At 74.1% G+C, this 25,601-nt stretch carries 22 protein-coding genes; 11 read left to right on the top strand and 11 right to left on the bottom strand.

Features of this window, described 5'->3' with window-relative positions:
* Positions 1-61: 61 nt before the first annotated feature.
* A complete protein-coding gene (fabG, locus tag O7606_RS25320; RefSeq protein ID WP_281596493.1) occupies positions 62-820 on the bottom strand; it encodes a 3-oxoacyl-ACP reductase FabG in 759 nt (252 codons plus the stop codon).
* 82 nt (positions 821-902) lie between these two features.
* Positions 903-2,543 carry an alpha-amylase family protein gene (locus tag O7606_RS25315; protein WP_281596492.1) on the bottom strand — a complete coding sequence of 547 codons (1,641 nt, stop codon included), beginning with the start codon at positions 2,541-2,543 and terminating at the stop codon, positions 903-905.
* Positions 2,544-2,972: 429 nt separating this feature from the next.
* Here O7606_RS25315 and O7606_RS25310 point away from each other — a divergent pair, with 429 nt between their 5' ends.
* Positions 2,973-3,554 (top strand): ricin-type beta-trefoil lectin domain protein, encoded by a 582-nt coding sequence (locus O7606_RS25310; protein ID WP_281596491.1) that lies wholly within the window; start codon positions 2,973-2,975, stop codon positions 3,552-3,554.
* Positions 3,555-3,829: 275 nt separating this feature from the next.
* Positions 3,830-4,501: a DedA family protein gene (locus O7606_RS25305; protein WP_281596490.1), complete on the top strand. Its 672-nt coding sequence runs from the start codon at positions 3,830-3,832 to the stop codon at positions 4,499-4,501.
* A gap of 92 nt (positions 4,502-4,593) precedes the next feature.
* On the opposite strand, the gene O7606_RS25300 is transcribed toward O7606_RS25305, so the two are convergent.
* The 3 genes from O7606_RS25300 to O7606_RS25290 form a co-directional block, all read right to left on the bottom strand.
* Entirely contained in the window at positions 4,594-6,003 is a 1,410-nt protein-coding gene (locus O7606_RS25300; protein ID WP_281596489.1) for a cellulose binding domain-containing protein, read from the bottom strand.
* 63 nt (positions 6,004-6,066) lie between these two features.
* On the bottom strand, positions 6,067-6,840 hold the full coding sequence (locus O7606_RS25295) for a membrane protein insertase YidC (protein WP_281596488.1): 774 nt from the start codon (positions 6,838-6,840) through the stop codon (positions 6,067-6,069).
* Positions 6,841-6,999: 159 nt separating this feature from the next.
* Complete coding sequence (locus tag O7606_RS25290; RefSeq protein ID WP_281596487.1) at positions 7,000-7,308, bottom strand: DUF6412 domain-containing protein; 309 nt, start codon at positions 7,306-7,308, stop codon at positions 7,000-7,002.
* A gap of 154 nt (positions 7,309-7,462) precedes the next feature.
* On the opposite strand from O7606_RS25290, the gene O7606_RS25285 reads away from it, so the two are divergent.
* The 4 genes from O7606_RS25285 (at position 7,463) to O7606_RS25270 (ending at position 12,598) form a co-directional block, all read left to right on the top strand.
* Positions 7,463-8,632 (top strand): glutamate--cysteine ligase, encoded by a 1,170-nt coding sequence (locus O7606_RS25285; protein WP_281596486.1) that lies wholly within the window; start codon positions 7,463-7,465, stop codon positions 8,630-8,632.
* Between the two features lie 4 nt (positions 8,633-8,636).
* Positions 8,637-10,010: an FAD-dependent oxidoreductase gene (locus tag O7606_RS25280; protein WP_281596485.1), complete on the top strand. Its 1,374-nt coding sequence runs from the start codon at positions 8,637-8,639 to the stop codon at positions 10,008-10,010.
* 111 nt (positions 10,011-10,121) lie between these two features.
* Complete coding sequence (locus tag O7606_RS25275) at positions 10,122-11,543, top strand: WGR domain-containing protein (protein WP_281596484.1); 1,422 nt, start codon at positions 10,122-10,124, stop codon at positions 11,541-11,543.
* Between the two features lie 107 nt (positions 11,544-11,650).
* Positions 11,651-12,598 (top strand): aminoglycoside phosphotransferase family protein, encoded by a 948-nt coding sequence (locus tag O7606_RS25270; protein ID WP_281596483.1) that lies wholly within the window; start codon positions 11,651-11,653, stop codon positions 12,596-12,598.
* Positions 12,599-12,622: 24 nt separating this feature from the next.
* Here the strand turns inward: O7606_RS25270 and O7606_RS25265 are convergent, their stop codons facing one another.
* A complete protein-coding gene (locus tag O7606_RS25265; protein WP_281596482.1) occupies positions 12,623-13,432 on the bottom strand; it encodes a DNA-formamidopyrimidine glycosylase family protein in 810 nt (269 codons plus the stop codon).
* Positions 13,433-13,498: 66 nt separating this feature from the next.
* A complete protein-coding gene (locus tag O7606_RS25260) occupies positions 13,499-14,449 on the bottom strand; it encodes a phosphotransferase (RefSeq protein ID WP_281596481.1) in 951 nt (316 codons plus the stop codon).
* A 142-nt stretch (positions 14,450-14,591) separates the two neighbouring features.
* Between O7606_RS25260 and O7606_RS25255 the strand changes: the two genes are divergently transcribed.
* A complete protein-coding gene (locus tag O7606_RS25255) occupies positions 14,592-15,728 on the top strand; it encodes a glycosyltransferase family 2 protein (protein WP_281596480.1) in 1,137 nt (378 codons plus the stop codon).
* Positions 15,729-15,757: 29 nt separating this feature from the next.
* Positions 15,758-16,837, top strand: coding sequence for a UDP-glucose 4-epimerase GalE (galE, locus tag O7606_RS25250; protein WP_281596479.1), 1,080 nt, complete (start codon positions 15,758-15,760; stop codon positions 16,835-16,837).
* Here galE and O7606_RS25245 read toward each other — a convergent pair.
* Positions 16,794-18,338, bottom strand: a complete 1,545-nt coding sequence (locus tag O7606_RS25245) for a glycosyltransferase family 2 protein (protein WP_281596478.1) — start codon at positions 18,336-18,338, stop codon at positions 16,794-16,796. The genes galE and O7606_RS25245 overlap by 44 nt on opposite strands.
* On the bottom strand, positions 18,335-19,621 hold the full coding sequence (locus O7606_RS25240; RefSeq protein ID WP_281599872.1) for a glycosyltransferase family 4 protein: 1,287 nt from the start codon (positions 19,619-19,621) through the stop codon (positions 18,335-18,337). Before O7606_RS25240 ends, O7606_RS25245 begins: the two co-directional genes overlap by 4 nt.
* 260 nt (positions 19,622-19,881) lie before the next feature.
* Here O7606_RS25240 and O7606_RS25235 point away from each other — a divergent pair, with 260 nt between their 5' ends.
* The 3 genes from O7606_RS25235 (at position 19,882) to rocD (ending at position 23,918) form a co-directional block, all read left to right on the top strand.
* Positions 19,882-21,135 (top strand): pentapeptide repeat-containing protein, encoded by a 1,254-nt coding sequence (locus O7606_RS25235; RefSeq protein ID WP_281596477.1) that lies wholly within the window; start codon positions 19,882-19,884, stop codon positions 21,133-21,135.
* A 753-nt stretch (positions 21,136-21,888) separates the two neighbouring features.
* Positions 21,889-22,704 carry a dimethylargininase gene (ddaH, locus tag O7606_RS25230; RefSeq protein WP_281599871.1) on the top strand — a complete coding sequence of 272 codons (816 nt, stop codon included), beginning with the start codon at positions 21,889-21,891 and terminating at the stop codon, positions 22,702-22,704.
* Positions 22,704-23,918: an ornithine--oxo-acid transaminase gene (gene rocD, locus O7606_RS25225; protein WP_281599870.1), complete on the top strand. Its 1,215-nt coding sequence runs from the start codon at positions 22,704-22,706 to the stop codon at positions 23,916-23,918. Before ddaH ends, rocD begins: the two co-directional genes overlap by 1 nt.
* 227 nt (positions 23,919-24,145) lie before the next feature.
* Here rocD and O7606_RS25220 read toward each other — a convergent pair whose 3' ends face one another.
* Complete coding sequence (locus tag O7606_RS25220; protein ID WP_281596476.1) at positions 24,146-25,300, bottom strand: FHA domain-containing protein; 1,155 nt, start codon at positions 25,298-25,300, stop codon at positions 24,146-24,148.
* On the bottom strand, positions 25,297-25,590 hold the full coding sequence (locus O7606_RS25215; protein WP_281596475.1) for a 4a-hydroxytetrahydrobiopterin dehydratase: 294 nt from the start codon (positions 25,588-25,590) through the stop codon (positions 25,297-25,299). The genes O7606_RS25220 and O7606_RS25215 overlap by 4 nt, the downstream gene beginning before the upstream one ends.
* Positions 25,591-25,601: the final 11 nt, after the last annotated feature.

Here is a 25,601-nt window from a genome sequence, read left to right as displayed (position 1 = left end):
GCCCCTTCGCGGGCTGGTCCGGCAGCCGGACGGGGCGGACCGGTCCGGCAGCCGGACGGGGTCAGTCGCGGGGGCCGCCGGCCACGTAGACCACCTGACCGGAGACGAAGCCGGCGCCCTCGCTGACCAGGAACGAGATGGTGTGCGCCACGTCCTCGGGCCGCCCGACCCGGCGGACCGGGATCTCGGCGGCGGCGTGCTGCTGCAACTGCGCGAAGTCGACCTTCATCCGGGCGGCGGTGGCGGCGGTCATGTCGGTGACGACGAAGCCGGGCGCGACCGCGTTCACCGTCACCCCGAACGGCCCCAGCTCGATCGCCAGGGTCTTGGTGAAGCCCTGCATACCGGCCTTGGCGGCGGCGTAGTTGGCCTGCCCCCGGTTGCCGAGCGCGGACGTGCTGGAGAGGTTGACGATCCGCCCCCACCGCTGCTCGACCATGTGCCGCTGGGCGGCCTGGCTGACCAGGAACGCCCCGCGCAGGTGCACGCCCAGCACGGTGTCCCAGTCCGTGTCGGTCATCTTGAACAGCAGGTTGTCGCGGAGCACCCCGGCGTTGTTGACCAGCACGGTCGGCGGGCCCAGCTCGGCGGCGACCCGCGCCACGGCGGCCTCCACCCGGGCCCGGTCCGCGACGTCCGCGCCGACGCCGAGCGCCTGCCCGCCGGCCGCGGCGATCGCGTCGACGGTCTCCCGCGTCGCGGACTCGTCGAGGTCCACCACCGCGACGGCCAGACCGTCGGCGGCCAGCCGCCGGGCGGTGGCCGCGCCGATCCCCCGCGCGGCTCCGGTGACGATCGCGACCCGGCGTTCCCCAGCCATGCCTACCTCCCGGTAACCAGCTTCGACCGGCGCAGCCTAACCCGGCACGACCGTCCGCACGGCCCCGTCGGGCCTGGCGGTGTCACCGGCAGAGGCGGATCCAGCGGTAGCCGTAACCGGAGACCCGCAGGGCGTCGAGCTTGCCGACGTCGCCGTAGTCCCGGTCGGCGAGCACGTCGATCGGCAGGTCCGCCTCCGCGTGGAGCTGGCTGAGGTCCACCACGGCGTCGTCGGTGCCGAGGTTGTGCAGGAAGACCATGGTGCCGGTGCTGCCGTCGGCCCGGTGCGCGAGCACGCCGGGCGGCATCGGCACGTCGATGTGGGTGGTCGAGCCGGAGCCGATCTCCGGGGCCTCGCGCAGCGTCCGGATCATGCGCTCGAACCAGGCGAGCAGCGACCGGGGGTCCCGGCGCTGGGCGGTGACGTTGACCAACTCGTACGAGAAGTCACCCTTGTCGATGACCGGGCGGACCAGCTTCTCGGGGTCGGCGTCGGAGAACCCGGCGTTCGGCTTGTACGACCACTGCATCGGGGTGCGGATCGCCTCCCGGCCGGGCAGGGAGAGATCCTCGCCCATGCCGATCTCCTCGCCGTAGCGCAGCACCGGCGTGCCGCGCAGCGAGAACTGCAACGCGTACGCCAGCTCGACGCGCCGTCGGTCGTTGCCGAGCATCGGGGCGAGCCGGCGGCGGATGCCCCGGTCGTAGATCCGCATGTTCTCGTCCGGGCCGAACTGCTCGTACACCTGGTTGCGTTGTTCGGCGGTGAGCCGGGAGAGGTCGATCTCGTCGTGGTTGCGCAGGAACGTGGCCCACTGCCCGCCGGTGGGCAGGGTGGGGGTGTCGCGCAGCGCCTCGATCACCGGCTCCGGGTCCTGCCGGGCCAGGGCGAGCATCAGCCGCCCGTTGAGCATGAAGTCGAAGAGCATGTGCACCCGGTTGCCGGCGCCGCCGACGTCGCCGAAGAACTGCGGCAGCTCGTCCGGCTCGACGTTGGCCTCGGCGAGCAGGACGGCGTCGCCGCTTCGCCACTGCACGTGCTGGCGCAGCTCGGTGAGGAACTCGAAGTCCTTGGCCGAGTTCGGGTTGCCCGGCTCGGTCAGCTCGATGATGAACGGCACGGCGTCCATCCGGAACCCGGAGACGCCGAGCTGGAGCCAGAACGACATGATCTTCTTGACCTCGGCGCGGACCGCCGGGTTCGCCATGTTCAGGTCCGGTTGGTACTTGTAGAACCGGTGGTAGTACCACGCCTTCGCGGCACGGTCGTAGGTCCAGGTCTCGTGCTGCTCGCCGGGGAAGACCATGCCCTGCCGCCGGTCCGCCGGCTCGTGGTCGGCCCAGACGTACCAGTCCCGGTACGGCGAGTCGGGCGAGGAGCGCGCCGAGACGAACCACGGGTGCTCGTCGGAGGTGTGGTTCACCACCAGGTCGATGATCACCCGGATGCCCCGGTTCCGCGCCTGGTGCAGCAGCTCCGCGAAGTCGCCGAGGGTGCCGAAGCGTGGGTCCACGTTGTAGAAGTCGGTGACGTCGTAGCCGTCGTCCCGGTTCGGCGACGGGTGGACGGGGTGCAGCCACAGGCAGGTCACGCCCAGCCTGGCCAGATAGTCCAGGCGGCCGATCAGGCCCTGGATGTCACCGACCCCGTCGCCGTCGGAGTCCGCGAACGTGTCTATGTCGAGGCAGTAGACGACGGCCTCGGAGTACCACCGGTCACCCATGCCGGCATACCTTCTCCGATCGCCGCGATCGGCAAACGTGAAGCCGACTCGGCGGCGACGGCAACCGGGGCCGGAGTGGGCAGGTGAGGGCAGATGGCGGCGGGGACCTCGTTCCCCGTCCGTTGGTCCGGCGGGAACCGCCGCATGGCCGCGCCGACCGGGACCGGACCGCCGGAACTCGTCGAGAATACACGGCGCGCATTTCGCGAAATTTACAACGGTCGAGGTCATTCCTAATGCCCAAAGGTTCACCATAGGCGCGTAAAGTTCCTATTGACAGCACGATCGACCTACACGGTACCACCGCCCTGCCGCATCGCCCACAAACCCAATGATTACGCCACAGAAACGACAGGGGGCGGCTGTTGCAATATCTCAACCTCGATTGGACACTAGGTGAAGTCATTCACTTCTGCGAATGGATTAAGTATGAGCCGTCGTGATCGTCATCGCCGCACCATCAGCAGTGTGTTCGGGGTGATCGTCCTGGCACTGGGATTTTTGGTGGGGCCATCCACCGGGGCGGCGGCGCAGCCGGAGGCTGCCACATCGGAGAAAAAGGTGGCCGCGCTGGCCGACGACTACTTCCAGTTGAGGAACCCGGCCACCGGGATGTGCCTCGCCATCTACAAGAACAACCAGTTCAACGGCGCCCCGGTGGCCATTATGCCGTGCACCATCAGCGCCGGGACGAGTTGGAAGATCAACGGGGGGTCCACCGGCTGGGTCCAGAACGAGTTCTGGCCTTACAACTGCCTGAACGTGTGGGACGCGAGCCTGAGCGAGGGCAGTTCCGTGGTCGGCTGGGGTTGCGAAGCCGCAAAAAACGCGAGCTGGAGTTATGACCCCAGCAGGGGATGGCTGAAGAGCGCCAAGTCGCCCAACTGGTGCATCAGTGTCCTCGACACCGGCAACGGGGTCGTGCCCGGAGCAGGAACGCTCGTCGTCGTGAAGGCATGCGCCACGGCGCCGGGGGGCCGGGACTACGCCGAGTGGCGGCCCCTTTCCTAGATAGCGCGAACGCTTTCGTCGCGACTCCTGGAACCCACGCTGTGGTGAGCAGGATTTCGCGGCCGGTCAGCCTCGCACGACAGTGTCCTCGGCCGGTGCGCCGAGGACACTGTCGTGCGAGCGATGGGCTCCACCGGCGTCTGTGCCGCCAGCTCGCTGCCGGCCCGGCCCGCCGCTGATCCGCCGGTCAGCGGGGTCAGGCCCCGGTTCGAGGTGTGATCATGGTGGGACCGGGTAGAACCATCCGATCAACAGGTTCCGGCGGAGGGAGACGCATGTCGCTCGCCGACAACGTCGACCCGGGTCAACTGGGTGGCCTGACCGGCTGGGTGGCCGGCGTCATCGAGGCGATGGGCTCCCCCGGAGTGGCGCTGCTGGTCGCCCTGGAGAGCATCATTCCGCCGATCCCCAGCGAGATCGTGCTGGCGCTGGCCGGCTATCTGGCCGGTGAGGGCCGGTTCAACGTGGTGGTGGTCTGGCTGGCCGCCACGGTCGGCTCCCTGCTCGGCGCGCTGGTCCTCTACTGGATCGGCGCGGGGCTCGGCGAGGACCGGCTGAAACGGTGGCTGGACAAGCTTCCCCTGGTCGATCTGGACGACCTGGAACGGGCCGACCGCTGGTTCGAACGGCACGGCCGGTGGGCGGTGCTGTTCGGCCGGATGGCCCCGGTGGTACGCAGCCTGGTGTCGATCCCGGCCGGCGCGAACCGGATGCCGCTCGTGGAGTTCAGCGTGCTCACCACGCTGGGCAGCGGCCTGTGGAACGCCATCTTCGTCGGTCTCGGCTACTCGCTGGGCTCGCGCTGGGAGCAGATCGACAAGTACAGCAGTTGGTTCGACTACGGCATCCTGGCGATCTTCGCGCTCATGATCGCCAGTTGGGCGGTCAAGAAGTCCCGCCGTCGCCGGGCGCGACGCGGTCAGCAGCCGGTCTCCACCGGCCGCTGACCGCGCCGTGCCACCGCCATCCCGGCCGGCGGCGCCGGTGACCCCGACGCCGCCGGCCGGCGCGCCACCGCGCCCGGCGACGACGGCGGCTGTCAGGGCAGGGTGGCCAGGTGCGGCTTGACGGTACGGGCGAAGCCGTTGCCGTTGCTGACGTCCCAGTTGACCGACCAGGTCATCGCGCCCCGGATGCCCGGGTAGGTGCGCGGCGGCCGGAAGCTGCCGCAGTTGACGCCCCTGGCCAGGCAGTCCAGCGCGGCGTTGACCACGCTGGGCGCGACGATGCCGCCACCGGCCGCCCCCGCTCCGGCGGGCAGCCCGAGGGCCACCTGGTCCGGGCGGAGGCCGTTCTCCAACTGGAGGCAGGCCAGCGCGACGATGAAGTTCACCGTGCCCTGCGGGTACGCGGCCCGCTGGTCACAGCCGAGCATCGCGCCGGAGTTGTAGTACTGCGTGTGCACCACGGTGAGGATGTCCCGGATGTCCAGCGCGAGCTTGAAGTAGCTGGTGGTCGGGTTCTGCATGTCGATGGTCTGCGGGGCCATGGTGATGATCAGACCCGCCCCGACCCTGGCCCGCAGCGAGCGCAGCGCCTGCCCCATGTACGTCGGGTTCAGCCCGTTCTCCAGGTCGATGTCGACGCCGTCGAAGCCGTACCGCTGGATCAGGCCGTGCACGCTGTCGGCGAAGGCGACAGCGCTGGCGGCGTCGTTGACCGCGACCCGGCCGGTCTCCCCGCCGACCGAGATGATCACCTTCTTGCCCCGGGAGCGCAGGGTCTGCACGTCGGCCCGAAAGTCGGCGTCGGAGTAGCCGCCGAGGGCGGCGGACAGGCCGGGGTCGACGGCGAAGGCGACCGCGCCGGGGGTGGCGGTGGCGTCGGCGAAGGCCACCGCGACCACGTCGTACTCGTGGGGCACGTCGCGCAGCCGCAGCTCGACGGCCGGGTTGTCGAAGTTGTGCCAGTACCCGGTGAGCAGGTGCCTCGGCAGCGACCCGGTCGGCGGCGGGCTGGTCGGCGGGGCCGTGGTGGGTGGGGCTGTCGTGGGTGGGGCTGTCGTGGGTGGGGCGGTGGTGGGTGGGGTCGTCGGCGGGGTGGTCGGGGTGCCGCCGCCGCAGGGCGCCCCGTTGAGCGCGCAGTTGACCGGCGTGCCCGACCCGGTGGCGATGAAGCCGAACGACACCGAGGCCCCCGGGGCGATGACGCCGTTCCACGAGCGGTTGGTGAAGGTGTGCCGCTGGCCGGCGGACGTCAGCAGCGCGTCCCAGTAGGTGCCGACGGTGGTCCCGGCGGGCAGGTCGAAGGCGACGGTCCAGCCGGAGATGGCGCTGCCGCCGCCGTTGCTGACGGTGTACCTCCCCTCCCAGCCGGTCCCCCAGTCGGCGGTCTTGACGAACGTGGCGGTGGCTCCGGCGGCGAAGGCAGGCAATGCCACCCAGGCCGCGCCGAGGGTCGCCGCCAGGGCGGTGACCAGGGACAGAACAAGTGATCGGGAACGCTTCACAGCACCCTCCAGCCCAGCCGGGCAACGATGGACGTCGACAGGTGCGGCTAATTATCAAGAAAGTTAACTGTTTCTGTCCAGGGCCGGCGGCGAGATCGACCGGTCCCGGCGCAGCACGGCGTGCTCCAGCGCGGTCCAGGCCGTCGTGGTGACCAGGTACAGCACGCCGGCCAACGGCACCAACAGCGCCACCGGCAGCGTCGCGTACGGCAGCAGCGGCAGGATCCGTCCGGCCACCGCCCCCACGTCGCCGACCGCCCCCGGCCCGACACCGGAGCCCGCCGACCCGGTCAGGCCCGCCGATCCGGCGGCCATGGTCCGCCGCATCCGCCGCGACGACAGCCGGGCCAACCCCAGCAACCCCAGCAGCAGCACGCCGAACAGCGGCCCCGCCGCCCCGGCCACCCCGTCGGTCAGGTGGTGCGCCAACGGGACCCCGACCAGCTCCCCGGCCAGCGCCGCCCGGTCGCCGACGCTGAACAGGCGGTACATCACCAGGAAGAACGGGGCCTGGAGCAGCGCCGGCAGGCAGCCGGCCAACGGGCCCGCCCCGGCGGTCCGGTACAGCCCGGCCAGCTCCCGCTGGAGGCGGGCCGGGTCGTCGCCGTACCGCCGGCGCAGCTCGGCGAGCTGCGGGGCGAGCGCCGCGCGACGCCGCTCCCCCCGGACCTGCGCGACGGTGAGCGGCGTGATCAGCAGGCGGACGGCGACGGTGAACCCGACGATGGCGGCGGCGGTCGCCGCCCCGCCGGCCAGCGGCGCGAGCCCGGTGGCGAGCGTGCCGACGGCGGTGGACGCGACGCCCACGGCGGCGTCGAGCGGTGCGAAGGCGAGCATGGTGAGACCCCTCGGTGCGATTCCGGTCGGATGTCCACGCGGGACGGGTGACAGACGGAACCGACCACGTGACGGGCGGCCGGACGCGGCGCGGGAAACCCTCGGGGCTGGTCCGGGACGAGACGTCGGCCGGGCGGACGCGCGGCGGCGACGTCCCCGTTACGCGGTCGCGGGGCGGACGCCGGGCGCGCGGGGACGGGGTCGACCCGGCGCGTCCGGGTCGAGCTGACGGGGGATCCGCCGCCGGCGGGCCCGGTCCCGCAGCGCCCCCCAGCGCCGGCCGGCCCGGGGCGCGTCCGCGCCGGCCACCACCAGCCGGGCGGCGAGGACCGTGGCCAGCAGCAGGGCCGCGCCGAGCGCCGCGCCGGCCAACGCCGCGCCGGCCAGCACCTCGACCGGCCGGTCGGCGAGCAGCACGAGGTGGGTGAGCGCGTACGCCCACACCTCGGTCAACGACCCCACCGGCACGCCGCCAGCCTAGGCGCCCCACGCAAGGGCCCGTCCCCGCCGGCTGCCCGACCCGTCCACAGGGGAGCGCGCGTTTCCCCGTGCCCCGCCGATGGGTAGTGCTGTCCGCGGCGCCCGCGACCCGCGCGGGGCGGGGACGAAGGTGGTGAAGGCCGTGATCGGCCAAGCGGCACACGAGGACGGCACGGCTGCGCCGCAGCCGGCGGGCCCGGACCTGCTCACCGTGGGCGTCGAGGAGGAGTTCCTGCTCGTCGACCCGCACACCGGAGTGGCCGTCCCCGCCGTCGACCTGGTCATGGAGCAGGTGCCCCCCGAGCTGTCCGGCCAGGTGGAACGGGAGTTCCAGACCAGTCAGATCGAGATCGGCAGCCCGCCCGGGCTGGATCTGGACGCGATCCGGCACTCCCTGGGGCTGCTGCGGGCCGGGCTCGCCGACGCCGCCGAGCGGGCCGGCGTACGGCTGCTCGCCATCGGCACCGGCCCGGCCGCCGGCCCGACCCCGCCCGTGGTGGACAAACCCCGCTTCGACCGGATGGTCGAACGGTACCGGCTGCTCGCCCCCGGCCCCGGCAACAACGGCATGCACGTGCACGTCGGGGTGCCCGACCCGGACACCGGCGTGCAGGTGCTCAACCACGTCCGACCGTGGTTGCCGGTGCTGCACGCGCTCACCACCAACTCGCCGTTCTCCGCCGGGGCGGACACCGGGTACGCGAGCTGGCGGTCGATCGAGTGGGAACGGTGGCCCTCGGTGGCCCCCACCCCCTGGCTCGACTCGTTCGCGCACTACCGGCGGCTGATCGGCCAGCTCATCGACAGCGGCGTGATGCTCGACGAGGGGATGCTCTACTGGTACGCCCGGCTGTCGGCGAAGTACCCGACGGTGGAGATCCGCATCGGTGACGTCTGCTCGGCGCTGGACGACACCATCCTGGTCGCGGCGCTGGTCCGGGGGCTGGTCGGCACCGCCCTGGCGGAGATCGCCGCCGGCCGTCCGGCGCCCCGGGTCGACCACCACCTGCTGGTCGCGGCGCACTGGCGGGCCGCGCACGACGGGCTGGCCGGCAAGGCCGTCGACCTGACCGCCGACGGTGGCGTCGTCCCGGCCTGGGAGCTGCTGGACCGGCTGGTCGAGCGGGTCCGGCCGGTGCTGGAGCGGCACGGCGACGCCGACCGGGTCACCGGGCTGCTGGACGGCGTACGCCGGCACGGCACCGGGGCGACGCGGCAGCGCGCCGTGTACGCCCGGACGGGCAAACTCGTCGACGTGGTCGCCGAGGTGGCCCGACAGACCCGTGGCGGCGCGCCCACGGTGACAGACTGATCCGATGGCACAACGGTTGATCGTGGTGGGCGGGGACGCCGGTGGCATGGCGGCGGCGTCCCAGGCCCGCCGGCGTCGTGGACCTGACGACCTGGAGATCGTGGCGTTCGAGCGGGGCCGCTTCACGTCGTACTCGGCGTGCGGCATCCCGTACTGGATCAGCGGGCTGGTCGAGGACCGGGACGACCTGGTCGCCCGGGATCCGGCCACCTTCCGGGACGACTTCGCCGTCGACGTCCGGCTCCGGCACGAGGTCACCGCGATCGACCTGGCCCGCCGTGAGGTCGTCGCCCAGGATCTGGCCGGCGGCGGCGAGGTCCGCGAACGGTTCGACATCCTGATGTACGCCACCGGCGCGAACCCGGTGAAACCGGCGTGGGCGCACACCGAGGCGGCCGGCGTGTTCGGGGTGCAGACCCTCGACGACGGCGACGCGCTGCGCGACTGGCTGGAAGGTGACCCGCCGCCCCGGCGGGCGGTGGTGGTCGGCGGCGGCTACATCGGCGTGGAGATGGCCGAGGCGCTGATCGTGCGCGGTCTCCGGGTGACCCTGGTCGAGCAGGCCGAGCAGCCGATGTCCACGGTGGACCCGGACATGGCCGGTCTGGTCGCCGACGCGATGCGCGGCCTGGGCATCGAGATCCGTACCGGGGTCACGGTCACCGGCCTGGCGGAGCGGGACGGCCGGGTCACCGGGGTGGTCACCGACGCCGGCGAGTTCCCGGCCGACGTGGTCGTCCTCGGTCTCGGGGTGCGCCCGAACACCGCGCTCGCCGAGGCGGCCGGGCTGCCGGTCGGGCCGTCCGGCGGCATCCGGGTGGACCGCCGGATGCGGGTGGTCGACGCGCCCGACGTGTGGGCCGCCGGGGACTGCGTGGAGAGCCTGCACCTGGTCAGCGGCCTGCCGGTGCACATCCCGCTGGGCACGCACGCCAACAAGCAGGGCCGGGTCGCGGGCATCAACATCGGCGGCGGCTACGCCACCTTCCCCGGCGTGATCGGCACGGCGGTGACCAAGGTCTGCGACCTGGAGGTGGGTCGCACCGGGCTGCGGGAGCGGGAGGCCACCGCGGCCGGTTTCGAGTTCGTCTCGGTGATCGCCGAGTCGACGAACCGGGCCGGCTACTACCCGGGGGCCCGGACGATGAGCGTGAAGCTGCTCGCCGAGCGGCCCAGCGGGCGGCTGCTCGGCGCGCAGATCGTCGGCTGGTCCGAGGCGGCCAAGCGGATCGACACGTTGGCCGTGGCGCTGTGGAACGGCATGACGGTGGACGACATGACCGCCCTGGACCTGGGCTACGCGCCGCCGTACGCGCCGGCCTGGGATCCGGTCCTGGTCGCCGCCCGCAAGGCCGTCGACGCGCTGGCCCGCCGGTAGTCGGGCGGCGGCTCGGCGGGCGTTTCGTGTCGGTGGTGGGCGCTACGGTGTGCGCGCTGTCGACGTACCGGCCGGGTCGCCGCCGGTCGCCCGTTCCCCGGAGGATTCCCCTTGCCGCAGGAGACGACGTACCTCGAACTGTCCGAAGTGGACGGTGGGGCGCACAAGTTCTACGAGACCGTGGTGGACGGCTGCGAGCTGACCGTCCGCTACGGCCGGATCGGCGACCAGGGCCAGGTCAAGGCCAGCAGCTACGCCGACAACGCCAAGGCCCGCGCCGCCGCCGCGAAGAAGATCGGGGAGAAGGTCCGCAAGGGGTACGCCCCGGCGGTGCGCGGCGTCCGCCAGCGGCGCGCGGTCAGCCGCCGGCAGATCGTCAGCGCCCGGTCCACCGCGCGCACCGCCCCGGTGCTCTGGCGGTACGACTCGGGCGCGCCCGCCTTCGGCATCTTCGTCGACGGGCGGCACTGCATGGTCGGCAACGAACGCGGCGTGATCACCACGCTCGGGCACGACGCCCGGGTGGTCGGCCAGGTCCGCCTGCCGGACGGGGTGAAGTGCATCGTCGCCGACGACGCCTGGATCTACGCCGGCTGTGACGACGGCAACGTCTACGACCTCTCCGGCAAGGTGCCCCGGGCGGCGTACAGCATCGCGCCGGACATCGACATCTACTGGCTGGACATCCACGACGGGGTGCTCGGCGTCTCGGACGCCGGTGGCGGGATCGCCGCGATCGACCACGAGGACGAGTTCCTCTGGCGGCGGCCGGGGCGGGGCCGGTCGGCGTGGATGGTCCGCTGCGACGACGACGCGATCTACCACGGGCACTCGGCCGGCGTCACCGGCTACGACTGGCGCACCGGGCGGGAGCTGTGGCACACCTCCACCGGGTCGGTCCTGTTCGGCTGGCAGGAGCGTGACCACGTCTTCGCCGGCACCGCCACCCGCGAGGTGGTGCGGCTGGGCAAGCGCGGCCGGCGGGAACAGACCTTCCGGTGCGACGCGCCGGTCTTCTCCTGCGCCACCGCCGCCGACGGCCGGTACGTCTTCGCCGGCGACAGCCACTCCTCGATCTACTGCTTCGACGAGGCCGGCAACCGGCTCTGGAAGCTCGGCACCGGCTGCGGCTCGGCGTACTCCATGCAGTACCACGACGAACGGCTCTACGTGGTCACCACCGGCGGCCACCTGGCCTGCGTCGACGCCAGCGAGCCGGCGATCCGGGCGGCCGAGGCCGGCAGCGTGCCGCAGGTGGTGGACGTCAAGGCCCCGCCGAGCCTGGCGGTCACCGCGCCGTCGACCACGGTCGAGGTCGTCGACCACGCCGGCGGCGGCGTGGTGGTGCGGTGCGTCGAGGAGCGGGGCCGGCTGCGCGTGCAGGTGCTCTCCGACGGCTACCACCGGGACTGGTCGGTGCAGTTCCCCAAGGGCATCCGCGAGCCCGGGGCCCACTACGTGGTCACCGAGGTCCGCGAGGCCGGCCGGGGCGGCTTCTACCGCGCGTACGGCGACATCCGCCGGCTGCGCTGACGGTGGGCACCGGCTGACTTTGAACCCCGACCGACGGTGAGCCGGGGCCGACGGTGGGAGCGGACTGACGGTGGCGTGGACGCCGGTCCCTGTCGGAGGATGACGTGATGGGCGTGGAACTGGAGATCCCCGAGCAGCTCGGCTGGGTCCGGCGGGCGCCCGCCGGGCGGGCGTGGCTGGCGGCCCTGCCGCAGCGCCTGGCCTCCTGTGTCGACCGCTGGGGCCTGCGGCTGGGTCCGGCGTACGACGGCGGGATGGCGGCGCTGACGCTCCGCACGGAGCTGCCCGACGGCGTCCCGGCCGTGCTCAAGCTCCAGTACCCCGACCCGGAGAGCGCGCACGAGGCGGCGGCGCTGGCCGCCTGGGCGGGTGAGGGCGCGGTCCGGTTGCTGGCGCACGAGCCGGCCTGGCGGGCCCTGCTGGTCGAGCGGTGCGTGCCCGGCACGCCGCTGCACCACCTGCCACCCCGGGAGGCGCTCGGGGTCGCCGTCGACCTGCTCCCCCGCCTGTGGCTGCCGGCCGGTGGGCCACCGCCGGCCGGGCTGCCGTCGCCCGCCGGGCAATCGCCGGCCGGGGCGCCGCCGGCCGGGTCGGGGTCCTTCACGCCGCTGGCCGAAGAGGCCGCCGGCTGGGTGGAACGGCTGCCGGGCAACTGGGAGCGGGCCGGTCGGCCGTACGAGCGGCGGCTGCTCGACGCCGCCGTCGACCTGCTCACCGGGCTGACGCCGACCCAGGGCGGGCAGGTGCTGGTCAACCAGGACCTGCACGCCGGCAACGTGCTGCGGGCCACCCGCGAGCCGTGGCTGCTGATCGACCCGAAGCCGCTGCTCGGTGAACGCGAGTTCGGCGTGGTGCCGCTGGTGCGCGGCGCGGAGCTGGGCCACTCGGCGGCGGCGGTCCGGTACCGGCTGGACCGGCTCACCGCCGAGCTGGGGCTGGACCGCGACCGGGCCCGGGGCTGGACGGTCGGCCAGACGCTGGCCTGGAGCATCGTCGAGGGGCAGGTCTTCCCGGAGCAGGTCGAGGTGGTCCGCTGGCTGCTCGACGGGCCTTAGGGGAGGGCCGGCCCGGCGGTCGGGTCAGCCGGCCTGGCAGGTGGCGCACCAGTAGAGGTTCCGGCCGCCCAGCCCGCCCCGGCTGACCGGCGTGCCACAGACGTGGCAGGGCTGACCGGGGCGACGGTAGACGTACACCTCGCCGCCGTGCCGGTCGACGCGCGGCGCGCGACCCGTCGCCTCGGGCAGGTGGGCCGGGCGGACGGTGTCGATCCGGCCGCGTTCGACGGCGAGGGTCATCAGCGCGACCAGGTCCGCCCAGAGCGCCCGCCAGCCGGCGCGGGTCAGCGCCCGGCCGGGCAGCAGCGGCGGCAGCCCGGCCCGGAACAGCGCCTCCGTCACGAAGATCAGCCCGGTGCCGGCCACCACCGACTGGTCGAGCAGCAGCCCGGCGAGCGGGGTGGCGCTACCCGCGATCCGGGCGTACGCCCGCTCGGGCTCGGCGTCGGCGCGCAGCGGGTCGGGGCCGAGCCGGGCGCGCAGCGCCGCCACCTCCGGCGGGGTGAACAGCTCGCAGGCGGTCGGCCCGCGCAGCTCCAGCCAGTGCCGGTCGGTGACCATCCGCAGCCGTACCTGCCCGACCGGTGGGGGCGGCTCGCCCGACCCGTCGGCGAACTTCCCGTACAGCCCGAGGTGCACGTGCAGGCTCGACCCGTCGGCGTAGTGGTGCAGCAGATGCTTGCCGTACGCCTCGGCGCTCTCCAGGACGGTGCCGCTGATCCGCGCGGCCCCCTCGGCGAACCGCCCCTGCGGGCTGCTGACCTGCGGCTTGTCCCCCGCGAACAACTCGGCGTGCCGCCGCGCCAGCCGATGAATCGTATGTCCCTCAGGCACAACCCCCCACCCTAACCACCCCCGGTCCCCACCCCCACGCGGATCCGCTCGACCCGGGCCCCGCCGTCAGCCGGTCAGGTCGGTGGGGAAGGGGGTGGACCGCCACTGGTCGATCATGGGGCGGACGGCGTCCGCCAGCATGGGGAGCTGCGGGGCGAGCGCCAGGCAGGCGACGCCGCGCAGCATCCCCACGGCGGTCACGAAGGCCAGCACGTCCCGGTCCAACGGGCGCATGCCCCGACGGCGGGCCTGGCGGTCGTACGCGGCCTCGCAGTCCGGACCGACGCCGGCCAGGTCCCACTCCACCGGCCCGAGCGTCACCAGCTCGAAGTCGGCGTACCGCGGGCCGTCGGCGCCGGCGAGGATGTTCACCGGCGGGCAGTCGCCGTGCACGGGTCGCAGGTCGACGCCGGGGAACCTGCGCTCGAACGCCGCCTGCGAGCGCGCCAGCGGTTCCAGGGCCTGCCACTCGCGGCGGGCACGGTCCAGGTCGGCCGGGTCGAGCAGGTCGGGGCGGCCGTCGAGCAGCGTCAGGCTGTCGGTCACGAACGGCGGTTCGGCCGCGGACAGGAACGCCAGCTCACCGGGGTAGTCGCGCATCGCGGCGTGCAGCTCGGGGATCAGCGCGGCGTTGGCCACGTAGTCCGGCTCGGCGTCCGGGGCCGGGGGGACGTACTGCCAGAACGTCATCGAGAACCCGTCGCGCCGAACGGGTTCCGGGGGCACGAGCGGGCTGGGCGGCACGACCGGGGTTCCCCGGGCGGCGAGCCACCGGGTGACGTCCAGCTCGGCCCGCTGTCGGCTCGCCTGGCTGGCCAGGGTCGCGTAGTGCGGCAGCACCGTGGGCACCCGGGCCACGACCGGCGCGGGGGCGAGGTGGACGACGACGGAGAACACGTCGTGCAGCACCTTCGGTTCCGTCACGGTCAGCCCGAGGTCACGGCCGGCGCGTACCGCCGCGTCGAGGGCCCGCGCGGTCCGGTCGGCGAGCTGCTCCGGGGTCAGGAACGCTTCCATGACGTGATCATGCCACTGGGGGCAACCGGGATTCCGGTCGAGCTTTCGGAACGGCCGTCGATGGATTCGCGCCGGCGACCAGTGTGGGATGTTCATCCGGCGGTCGGGTGGAGGCAACCCGCGTCCGGCATGGTCACCCGGTGTGAGCAGCGCAGAGCCCATCTCGGGGCGACCCCGGCTGTCCGTCGTCGTTCCGGTGCACGGCGTCGAGGCGTACCTGGCGACCTGTCTCGACTCGATCCTGGCCGAGGCGGCCGACGACGTCGAGGTGGTCGCGGTCGACGACGCCTCCCCGGACGGCTGCGGCGCGATCCTCGACGGGTACGCCGCCCACGATCCCCGGGTCCGCGTGGTGCGGCTGACCGACAACGTGGGGCTCGGCGGCGCCCGCAACGCCGGGCTCGACCGGGCCACCGGCGAGCACGTCTGGTTCGTGGACGCCGACGACTGGCTGCCGCCGGGTTCGCTGACCGCCGTCCGGGACCGGCTCGCCGCGACCCGCCCCGACGTGCTCCTCATCGACCACGCGGAGGTGTTCCCGGACGGTCGGGTGGCGCCCCGCCCGTCGGCCGACGCGCTCGGTGGGCGGCCCACCCCGCTGCGGCTGGCCGACCGGCCGCAGTTGCTCCGGCTGGCCCAGTCCGCCTGCACGAAGATCGTCCGCCGGGAGCTGCTCGACGCGACGGGGCTGCGCTTCCGGGGCGGCTGGTACGAGGACGTCGCCTACAGTCACCCGCTGCTGATGGCCGCCGCCAGCATCGACGTGCTGGAGCGGGTCTGCTACCACTACCGGCAGCAGCCGCAGGGCCGGATCACGGTGACCCGCGGGGACCGGCACTTCGAGGTCTTCGACCAGTACGCCGCCGTCTTCGCCGCGGTGGACGCCGCCGACGGCCGGTACGACGTCTTCCGTCCGGAGCTGTTCCGCCTGATGGTCAACCACTACCTGGTGATCGTCGGCAACGAGTCGCGGCTGCCGGACGCCTCGCGGCGGGCCTTCTTCCGGCGGGCCGCCGAGGACTGCCGCCGCTGGCTGCCGCCCGGCGGCTACCCGACGCCCGGCGGGGTGGCCGGGGTGAAGCACCGGCTGATCCGACGGGACAGCTACCCGGCCTGGGCGGCGCTGCGGTCGGCGCACCGGACGGTCGGCCGGCTCCGGCGCTCCGCCCGACCCACCACCCCGCAACCGGCGGGCACGGCGGAATCGACAAGCACAGCGGAGCCTGCCGGCACGGCGGGGCCGGCAACCGGGCGGGGAACCGCCGCGACGACCCGCTGACCTGACCGGTCACGGCGAGGAGGAAACCGGTGAAGGTGCTGGTCACGGGTGGGGCCGGGTTCATCGGCAGCACCGTCGGGTCCGCCCTGCTCGACCGGGGACACGTCCCGGTGATCCTGGACGACCTCTCCACCGGCCGGGAGTCGTTCACCGCCGGTCGGGCCTTCTACCGGGGTGACGTCGCCGACGGCCGGCTGGTCGACCGGATCTTCGCCGAGCACCCGGACATCACCGCCGCCGTGCACTGCGCCGGGGTGATCGTGGTGCCCGAGTCGGTCCGTCAACCGCTGCGCTACTACCGGGAGAACCTGGCCAAGGCGGTCACCCTCGTCGGGCACCTGACCCGCAACGGCTGCCACCGGGTGCTGTTCAGCTCGACCGCCGCCCTCTACCGGCCCGGCCCGGACTTCGCCGTGGACGAGACCTCCCCGATCGACCCGACCAGCCCGTACGCCCGGAGCAAGGCGATGGTGGAGCAGGTCCTCGCCGACGCGGCGGCGGCCGGCGAGGTGAACGTGATCGCGTTGCGCTACTTCAACCCGATCGGCGCGGACCCCCTCTTCCGCACCGGCCTGCAACTGCGCGACCCGAGTCACGCCCTGGGCCGGATGATCGAGGCGTGGCACGGGGGCGAGACGTTCCGGGTGACCGGCGTCGGGTGGCCGACCCGGGACGGCACCGCGATCCGCGACTACGTCCACGTCTGGGACCTGGCCGAGGCGCACGTGGCCGCGCTGACCCGGTTCGACGAGGTGGTGGCCGCCGAGCGGGCCGGCTTCGTGGCGCTCAACGTCGGCACCGGCGCCGGCACCACCGTCCGGGAGCTCGTCGCCGCGTTCGAGGAGGTCACCGGCGCGCCGCTGCCGTACCGGGAGACCGGGCCCCGCCCCGGTGACGTCGCCGGGGTGTTCAACCGGAGCCGGCTCGGCCAGCATCTGCTGCGCTGGCAGCCCCGCTACGGCGTCACCGACGCGATCCGGCACGCGCTGCGGTGGCGGGAGGTCGACGCCACGAGTCGGCCGGACCCGCCCCGGAGCGGGGACTCCCCCGCCCCGGCGGCCGGGCTCAGCGGCGTCGGGCCAGCCGGGCGGCCACCCGTCGCGGGGTGAGCGGCACGACGGAGATCATCAGTCGACCGGAGTCGTCCCGGCTCGGGCTGACCGCGTAGAGCCGCCGGCCCCGCCGGTGGAGCACCGGCCGGGGTGGACTCAGTCGGGTCGCCCGCAACGGCGCCGACCCGGTACGACCGGCGGCGGTCACCTCGACCCGTACCGCCCGGCGTTGCCCGGTGACCGCGCTCGCCGCCACCAGGGCGGCCACATCGAACCGCACGGTCACCGAGGTCGACCCGTCCTCCGGGGTGACCGACACCTCGCCGCCGGACACGTCCTCCGCGACCACGGCCAGCGCGCAGGACCGGGCGGCCAGGTCGGGCAGCGGGCTGCGGGCCCGCACGGTGAGCACCGTACGGCCGGAGCGGTCCCGTTCCCAGCCGGTCGCCGTCACGTCCAGCTTCGCCAGCCACTGCGGCAGCGCGTCGGTCACGTCGAAGACGTCGTCGGGCAGCCCGCCGCCGAAGCCGGGGTACGCGGCGTACCAGCGTTCCCCGACCAGCACGCTCGGCGGCACGCCCCGTTCGGCGTCCTGTCGGATCACCTCGAGCAGGTCGTCGAGGTCGCCGTCCCGGGCCACCGCCAGCCGCAGCCGGGTCTCCACCGCCAGCCGGTCGGCGACCGGCGCGCTGAGGTGCGCCTCGGCGAGCGCCCGTACCCCCGTGCGCAGTCTCTCCTGGGTGGCACGGTCCAGCGTCAGGAAGTCGTCGGCCAGCAGCGCCGCGATCTCCATGGCGAAGTACCGGGCCAGCACGGTGTCCCGGGCCGGCCCCGGCGGCAGCAGGTCGGCGGCGAAGGCGACGAGCGCCTCGGCGCAGGCCAACCGCTCGCCGGCCCGGCTCAGGTAGGTGATGTTGCGGGCGTCGAGACGACGTACCGCGAAGTAGTAGTCGTAGTCGGCCAGCACCGAGACGCGCCGGGCATGGTGGCAGGCCGCCAGTGTGAAGGGCTGGTCGCTGCCGATCGGCATGTCCTCCGGGTAGCGCAGCCGGTGCCGCTCGATCAGGTCCCGCCGGAACAGCTTGGTGTTCGCCAGCGACCAGGACAGCGCCGGGTCGGCCAGCCCGATCTCGGTCCGGGTCTCGGCGAAGACCTCCTGGTGGATGAACCGGCTGTTGACCCCCACCACCCGGCCGAGCACCACGTCGGCGTCGTTGCGGTCGGCGGCGGCGACCAGCCGCTCCAGCGCCTCCGGGCCCAGGTGGTCGTCCGCGCCGAGGAAGAAGACGTACCGCCCGGTGGCCCGCTCCAACCCCCGGTTGCAGGGCGCGGCCGGGCCACCGGAGTTGGCCTGTCTCAGCAGGACGACCCGCCCGCGGAACCGGCGGGCGAACCGGTCGAGCTCCCGGTGACCCGCGTCGGTGGAGCCGTCGTCGACCGCGACGACCTCCACCCGGTCCGCCCCGATGGTCTGCCCGGCCAGCGAGGCCAGGCAGCGGGTCAGGTACGGCATGGCGTTGTACACCGGCAGCACCACGCTGACGTCGGGAACGCTCACCCGTCGGTCCGGTCCGTCGGGGCGGCGGCCGGCAGCAGGCGGGCGTAGAGCCGGTCGTACACCTCGGCCTGCGCCGGCCAGGACCAGCCGGCCAACAGGCCCGGACGGTCGTACGCGGCGCGGTGCCGACCGGGGTCGGCGAGCACCGCCCGGACGGCCCGGACCAGGTCGGCCACGTCGCCGGCGCGGAACACCTCGCCCTGCCCGGTGGCGCGGACCGTCGCCGCCATCGTCCGCACGTCGCTGACCACGATCGGCAGCCGGGCGTGCGAGTACTCGAAGAACTTGGTGATCAGCGCGATCTCGTGGTTGGGCCAGTGCTCGATCGGGATCACCCCGACGTCCGCCCCGGCGAGGAACGGCACCACCTGGTCGGCGGCGACGTACCCGCCGACGTGCAACCGGTCGGCCACGCCCAGCTCACCGGCCCGCGCCACCAACCCCCGCACGTAGTCGCCCTCCGGGCGGTTCACCACGAACGCGAGATGCGCGTCGGGCAGCTCCGGCAGCGCCTCCACCAGCACGCCGAGCCCGCGCTGCGGGGCCGCCGCCCCGCTGTAGACCAGCAGCGGCGTCCGCGGCCCGAGCCCGCACCGGGTACGCAGCGGCACCGGCTCGGCCACCGCCTCCGGCAGGTCCGGGGCGTTGAGCGCCACCGCCGGCCGCTCGGTCAGGCCGTGCTCGGCCTGGAGCAGCCGGGCCAGCTCGTCGGAGACGGTCACCACCGCGTCGGCGTACGGGGCGTACTCCCGCTCGTGGGCGCGGTGCGCGGGCAGCCAACGCACGTTGTCCCGCCACGGCTTGATGCCGGGCAGGAACTCGTGGGCGTCCCAGAGCAGCCGGACCGGGCGGCCCCGCTCGGCGGCCCGCAGCTTGGCCCGCGCGCCCACCCCGAGCATCCGGAAGTCGTGGGCGTGGATCAGGTCCGGGGCCAGGGCGTCCACCACCGGGCCGTACGCCCGCTCGTACTGCCACAGCGACGGCTCCAGCCGCCGCCAGGCCCGCTCCCGCATCGCCACCGACCAGAACCGGGTGTACGCCCGCTCGACCGGCTGCCGGAGGCCGCCCAGCGCGGCGACCACGCGGCGTCGGCGGGCCTGCGCGCCGCCGGCCCGGCCGCCGCCCATCGGCAGCAGCCGCACCTCGGCGTCGCCGATCCGCCACCGCTGCGGCGTGCCGTCCGGTGACCGTCCCAGCAGGGTCACCCACCAGCCGGCAGCGGCGGCCGACCGGGCCGCCTTCTGCACCCGCGAGTCGCCGTGCACCCCGTTGTCCACCAGCATCACCACCCGGCCCCGGGTCGCCGGGCCAGGGTCGGTCACGGTGTCGTCCATCCCGGTCACGGCTGAGGATCCTACGGCCGCGACGGGCTCCACCGAAGCCGGAAAGGGCCCGTCGACACGTGTTCACCTGCCCGTCCACCGCCGTACGCCGAGCCGGCCCAGGTGTGCCGAACGAACCGCCCGGGTACCTCGGGTAGGTACCGCGTGGCTGTCACCGGCCCGGCCGAGGGTCACCACGCGCTCACGAGGAGGTGTCAGTGGTGAGGATTCCCCTGCTGTCGCGCCGGAGCGAGCCGGCCAACGTGGACCAGCGCCCGGACGGCGTGGACGACCGCCCGGACGGGGCGGGCCAACGCCCGGACGGGGCGGGCCAGATCATCGACGGGGCGGACCGGGGCCGGGACGGGCGGATCGACGGGACCGTGCCGGCGACCGGCGTCGGGCAGGTCGCCCCGCCGGTGGCCACCGACCGGGACGACGACCGGACCACGTACCGTAGCGCCGCCGCCACCGGCGACGGCCGGGATCCGCGCGACGCGGCGGCCGAGCGGCGGGCCGCCGCCCGGGCCGCGACCGCCCGGGCCGCCACCACCCGTCCGGTCGATCCGACTCCGGGCCCGGCTACCGGCCGGGAGCGGACCGTCGACGTGGCCGAGGACGGCGCGCAGGAACGTCCCGTGGACCGGGGCCACCTGCGTCGGGGCGGGACGGACCACACCGACTCCGGTCGCGCCGACCTCGACCGCACTCCGACCGACCTGAACCGGGCCGACCTCGACCGTCGCGATCCCGACCGGGCCGACCTGAACCGGGCCGACCTCGACCGTCGCGATCCCGACCGCGCCGACCTCGACCGTGGCGATCCCGACCGGGCCGACCTGGAGCGGGCCGACCTGGAGCGTCGCGATCCCGACCGCGCCGACCTCGACCGTGGCGATCCCGACCGGGCCGACCTGGAGCGGGCCGACCTGGAGCGTCGCGATCCCGACCGCGCCGACCTCGACCGTGGCGATCCCGACCGGGCCGACCTGGAGCGGGCCGACCTGGAGCGTCGCGATCCCGACCGCGCCGACCTCGACCGTGGCGATCCCGACCGGGCCGACCTGGAGCGTCGCGATCCCGACCGGGCCGACCTGGAGCGGGACGGCGACGGGCGGGGCGCGCCGGAGCCCGCCGCGGCTCCCGCCCGCCGGCCGCGGTCCAGCCTGCTCGCCACGTTCGGGCTGGTCGTCGGGGTGGTCGGGGTGGCGTTCGTGATGACCGGCACGCTCGCCGGTTACGGCATCGCGGTCGGCGCGGTCGGCGCGGTGCTCGCCGTGCTCGGGCTGATGGCGACCCGCCGCCGGCACGTGGCCGGCAAGTTCGACGCGCTGCTCGGCATGGCGGCCGGTCTCGCCGCCGTGGTGCTCGGCGTGCTGGCGATGAGCGGGCAGTACGAGTGGCCCAGCACCGACGGCGACTGGGTGCTCCGCCTGCGCGAGTGGCTTGACTCACAGTTTGTCGATCGACTCTGACGGGCATTGTTGACCTCGCCGGTGATGCACCGGCCGGCTCCGGTCGACTGGTGGTTCACCAGCGGGGGCGAAACTTTTCAGGGGCGGCGATTCGCCGCCCCTGAAACGTGTCCGGCCCCGCCCCACGTCGCCCCGCCCAGCCCCCGCGGCTGATCGACTCCATTTTTTACGGAAGTGGGGGCATCGCCGGCCGGTGATGCCCCCACTTCCGTGATGTGCGGTCCAGCCGCGCGTCGGGCGGGGGTGGCCGGGGCACGGCGGCTCGGTAGGGGCATGGCGTGGCCCTGGGGCGGACCCCTGTCGCCCGGGAATGATCGACTCCGTTTCGCGGAGATGGGGATGTCCCCGGGGGACGATGCCCCTGTTTCTGTGAAGTGGCGGCCCCCCGCCTTGGGCGGCCCCCCGCCTTGGGCGGCCCCCCGCCTTGGGTCGCCCGCCTTGGGTGGCCCCCCGCCTTGGGTCGCCCCCCCGCCTTGGGTCGCCCGCCTTGGGTGGCCCCCCGCTTGTCAGGCGGGGGCGGCGTGCTGGGTGGCCCCGCGTGCTGGGCGGCCTCCGGCCCCGTTACGCGTGCCCCCCGCCACATACGCAACGATTCGCCGGCACAGGCCGACACAGACGCAATGAACCTCTGCTTCACGCAACTCTCACGGGTGGTTACCGCCATCGCGCGCCGCATAGCGTGGAAGGACGGCGCCAGCCCGCAAGCCGACGGTGGCCGGGCGCGCCCGACCCGTGGGAGCAGGACACATGACGATGGACGCCACCAGCCAGCGCTTCCTGATGTGCCGGCCGACGTACTTCGCCGTCGACTACGCGATCAACCCCTGGATGGACCCGACCGCCCCGGTCGACGCCGACCTGGCCGTCCGGCAGTGGGAGCAACTCCGGCAGGTCTACCGCGAGCTGGGTCACACCGTCGAGGAGATCCCTCCGGTGCCCGGGCTGCCGGACATGGTGTTCGCCGCCAACGGCGGCACCGTCATCGACGGTCGGGCCATGGCGGTGCAGTTCCGCGACCCGCAGCGCGCCGACGAGGCGCCCGCCTACCGCGCGTGGTTCGAGGCGGCCGGCTTCGAGACGCACGACCCGAAGCACGTCAACGAGGGCGAGGGCGACGTCCTGCTCGCCGGTGACCTGCTGCTCGCCGGCACCGGCTTCCGCACCGCGCACGCCGCGCACGCGCAGTTGCAGGAGGTCTTCGGCTACCCGGTGATCACCCTGCGCCTGGTCGACCCGCGCTTCTACCACCTGGACACCGCGCTCACCGTGCTCGACGAACGGACCGTGGCGTACCTGCCCGAGGCGTTCTCGCCCGGCAGCCGGGCCGTGCTGCGCCGGCTCTTCCCGGACGCGGTGCACGCCACCATGGCCGACGCCGAGGTGCTCGGGCTGAACGCGGTCAGCGACGGCCGGCACGTGGTGCTGCCCGTCCAGGCCACCGACCTCGCCGCGCGCCTGCGCGACCGGGGCTACCAGACCATCGGTGTCGACCTGTCCGAGCTGCGCAAGGCCGGCGGCGGACCGAAGTGCTGCACGTTGCGACTCCGCCAGGGAAGGACAGCCAAGTGATCCTCGACGACATGCTGCGGACGCCGGGCGCGGTCCGGGAAGCCGAACAGTGGACGGCCCACAACTACCACCCACTGCCGGTGGTGGTCTCCTCCGCCGAGGGGGCCTGGCTCACCGACGTGGACGGCCGACGGTACCTCGACTGCCTGGCCGGCTACTCGGCGTTGAACTTCGGGCACCGGCATCCGCGGCTGATCGCCGCCGCGCACGCCCAGCTCGACCGGCTGACCCTGACCAGCCGGGCGTTCGTCCACGACCAGTTCGCCGACTTCTGCCGGGAGCTGGCCCAGCTCTGCGGCAAGGACCTGATCCTGCCGATGAACACCGGCGCGGAAGCGGTGGAGACCGCGATCAAGGTGGCCCGCAAGTGGGGCTACCAGGTCAAGGGGGTGCCGGCCGGCCGGGCGAACATCGTGGTCGCCGAAGGCAACTTCCACGGCCGGACGACCACCATCGTCAGCTTCTCCACCGACGCCGACGCCCGGGACGACTTCGGGCCGTACACGCCGGGCTTCACCGTCGTCCCGTACGGCGACCTGGACGCGTTGACCGCGGCGATCGACGAGCACACCGTCGCGGTGCTGATCGAGCCGATCCAGGGCGAGCAGGGCGTCGTGACGCCCCCGGCCGGTTACCTGCCGGGCGTACGCCGGGCCTGCACCGAGCGGAACGTGCTCTTCCTGGCCGACGAGATCCAGTCCGGCCTGGGGCGTACCGGAGCGACCTTCGCCTGCGACCACGAGGGCGTCGTGCCGGACATGTACCTGCTGGGCAAGGCCCTCGGCGGCGGCATCGTGCCGGTGTCCGCGGTCGCCGCGAACACCGACGTGCTGGGCGTGCTCCGGCCCGGCCAGCACGGCTCCACCTTCGGCGGCAACCCGCTGGCCTGCGCGGTCGGCGTCGAGGTGGTCCGGCTGCTCGCCACCGGCGATTTCCAGCGCCGCTCCGCCGAGCTGGGCGAGCGGCTGCACGCCGGCCTGCGGGACCTGGTCGGCCGGGGGCTGGTCGCCGTCCGGGGCCGGGGCCTGTGGGCCGGGCTGGACATCGACCCGGCGCTGATGACCGGCCGGCAGGCGTGCGAGCGGCTGATGGAGCGGGGCGTCCTCGCCAAGGACACCCACGGCTCCACGATCCGGCTCGCCCCGCCCCTGGTCATCACCCCGGACGAGATCGACCACGCGTTGACCCAGCTCGCCGCCGTACTGGCCGACTGATCTGCCGCCGCCCGGGCCTGCTGCCGTCCGCGCCGGCCGGACCGGTCGCCGCCCGCGCGGTCGGGCCTGCCGCCGGTCGGGCCGCTCGGGTGGACGGACACCGTCCCGGGCCGTGACCGGGGCCGGGGCCGGGGCCAGGGCCGGGGCCAGGGCCGGGGCCAGGGCCGGGGCCAGGGCCGGGGCCAGGGCCGGGGCCAGGGCCAGGGCGGGAGCGGGAGCGGGAGCGGTCAGGGCCGGGGCAGCCGCATGGCCATGGTGGGCGCCTCGGCCATCACCGAGGTGGGGGTGTACTGCGCGCCCGCCGGCAGCTCACCCGGGCGGCCGATCTGGACGCCCGGGTAGAGCTCGATCATGTCGCCCGGGTCCAGCACCCGCGACTGCTGCGGGGCCAGCGGAATCCGGTCCGCCTCGGCCATCGAGCCGCCCGGGCGGATCCCGGAGCCGTTGGTGCTGACGTCGGTGACCACCACCGTGCCGGCGCGCAGCTCGAACTTGGCGTGGCTGCGACTGATCCACCGGCGGGCCTCGTCGTTGAGCCACTGGCCGAGGGTGACGCCGCCGGGGGCGTCCGGCGCCCGACCGACAAGCACCGGTTCCTCGGCGGTCAGCACGAACCGGCGACGCACCAGCCCGCCGATGCGGACCGCGAGGACCTCGGTGCGGGGCCGTGCCCCGGCGTCGCCGAGCCGGACGCCGTGCCGGGGGCAGGCCGGCGCGCCACCGCGCAGGGTGGGCGGCGGCTGGGCGGCCGGGCTCCGCTCGACCACCCGGGCCAGGTCGGCGAACGCGCCGCCACCGCCCCCCGAGCCGAACAACGCGCAGCCGGGCTCCGGGCAGCGCCACACCCGGGCCAGCACCTGCGCCCCCACGGGGGAGGGCCGGCCGGCGACCGGGGCCGTGCCGTTGCCGACGTGGGCGACGAAGGTCGGCCCGCCCGGGCCGGGGACCGGGGCGACCACCCGGCCCGGGTGCTCCACCACCCACGGGTAGCGGCCGCGCAGCCCGTCGAACCGGGCCCGGCTGAGCACCGGCAGACCGAGCAGGTCAGCCACCTCGAGGATCCGGTCGCCCGGCTGGTCCAGCACCTCGACCAGGCCGTCGTCGGCCCACCGGCGGACCACCATCCGCTCGTTGGAGGTCAGGTCGGCGTCGGAGAGCAGGGCCCGGTGGACCACCGCGTAGACCGGGACGCTGTCCTCCTCGACCTGCCGGGCCAGCGCGTCGATCACCATGCCGAGGCGCAGCATGCTCGCCGGCCGACCGGCGTCGAGATCCTGGTAGCGGATCACCTCGGCCAGGTCGACGACGGCCCGGGCCAGGGCGGGGTCGGTGCAGACGCGCCCCTCGATGGCGTCCAGCACCTTGCTGATCTCGAATCTCATCGCGCGCTCCGGACGATCTCGTCGATCCGCCGGGCCAGATCGAAGTCACGCTGGGTGACGCCACCGGCGGAGTGGGTGGTGCAGCGGAAGGTCACCGTCCGCCATCGGATGTCGATGTCGGGGTGGTGGTCGCGTTCCTCGGCGACCTCGGCCACCCGGTCGACGACCGCGATCGCCGCGGGGAAGCTGTCGAGGTGGACGGTGCGGCTGATGCCGGCGGGGTCACCCGCCCAGTCGGCCAGCGCGGCCAACCCGTCTCGCACCGCCTCGGCGGTGAGCGCCTCTGCCATGGTCAGCACCC

This window comes from Micromonospora sp. WMMD882, assembly GCF_027497255.1.
Classification (GTDB): domain Bacteria; phylum Actinomycetota; class Actinomycetes; order Mycobacteriales; family Micromonosporaceae; genus Micromonospora.
This window is presented reverse-complemented; position numbering and strand designations above follow the sequence as displayed.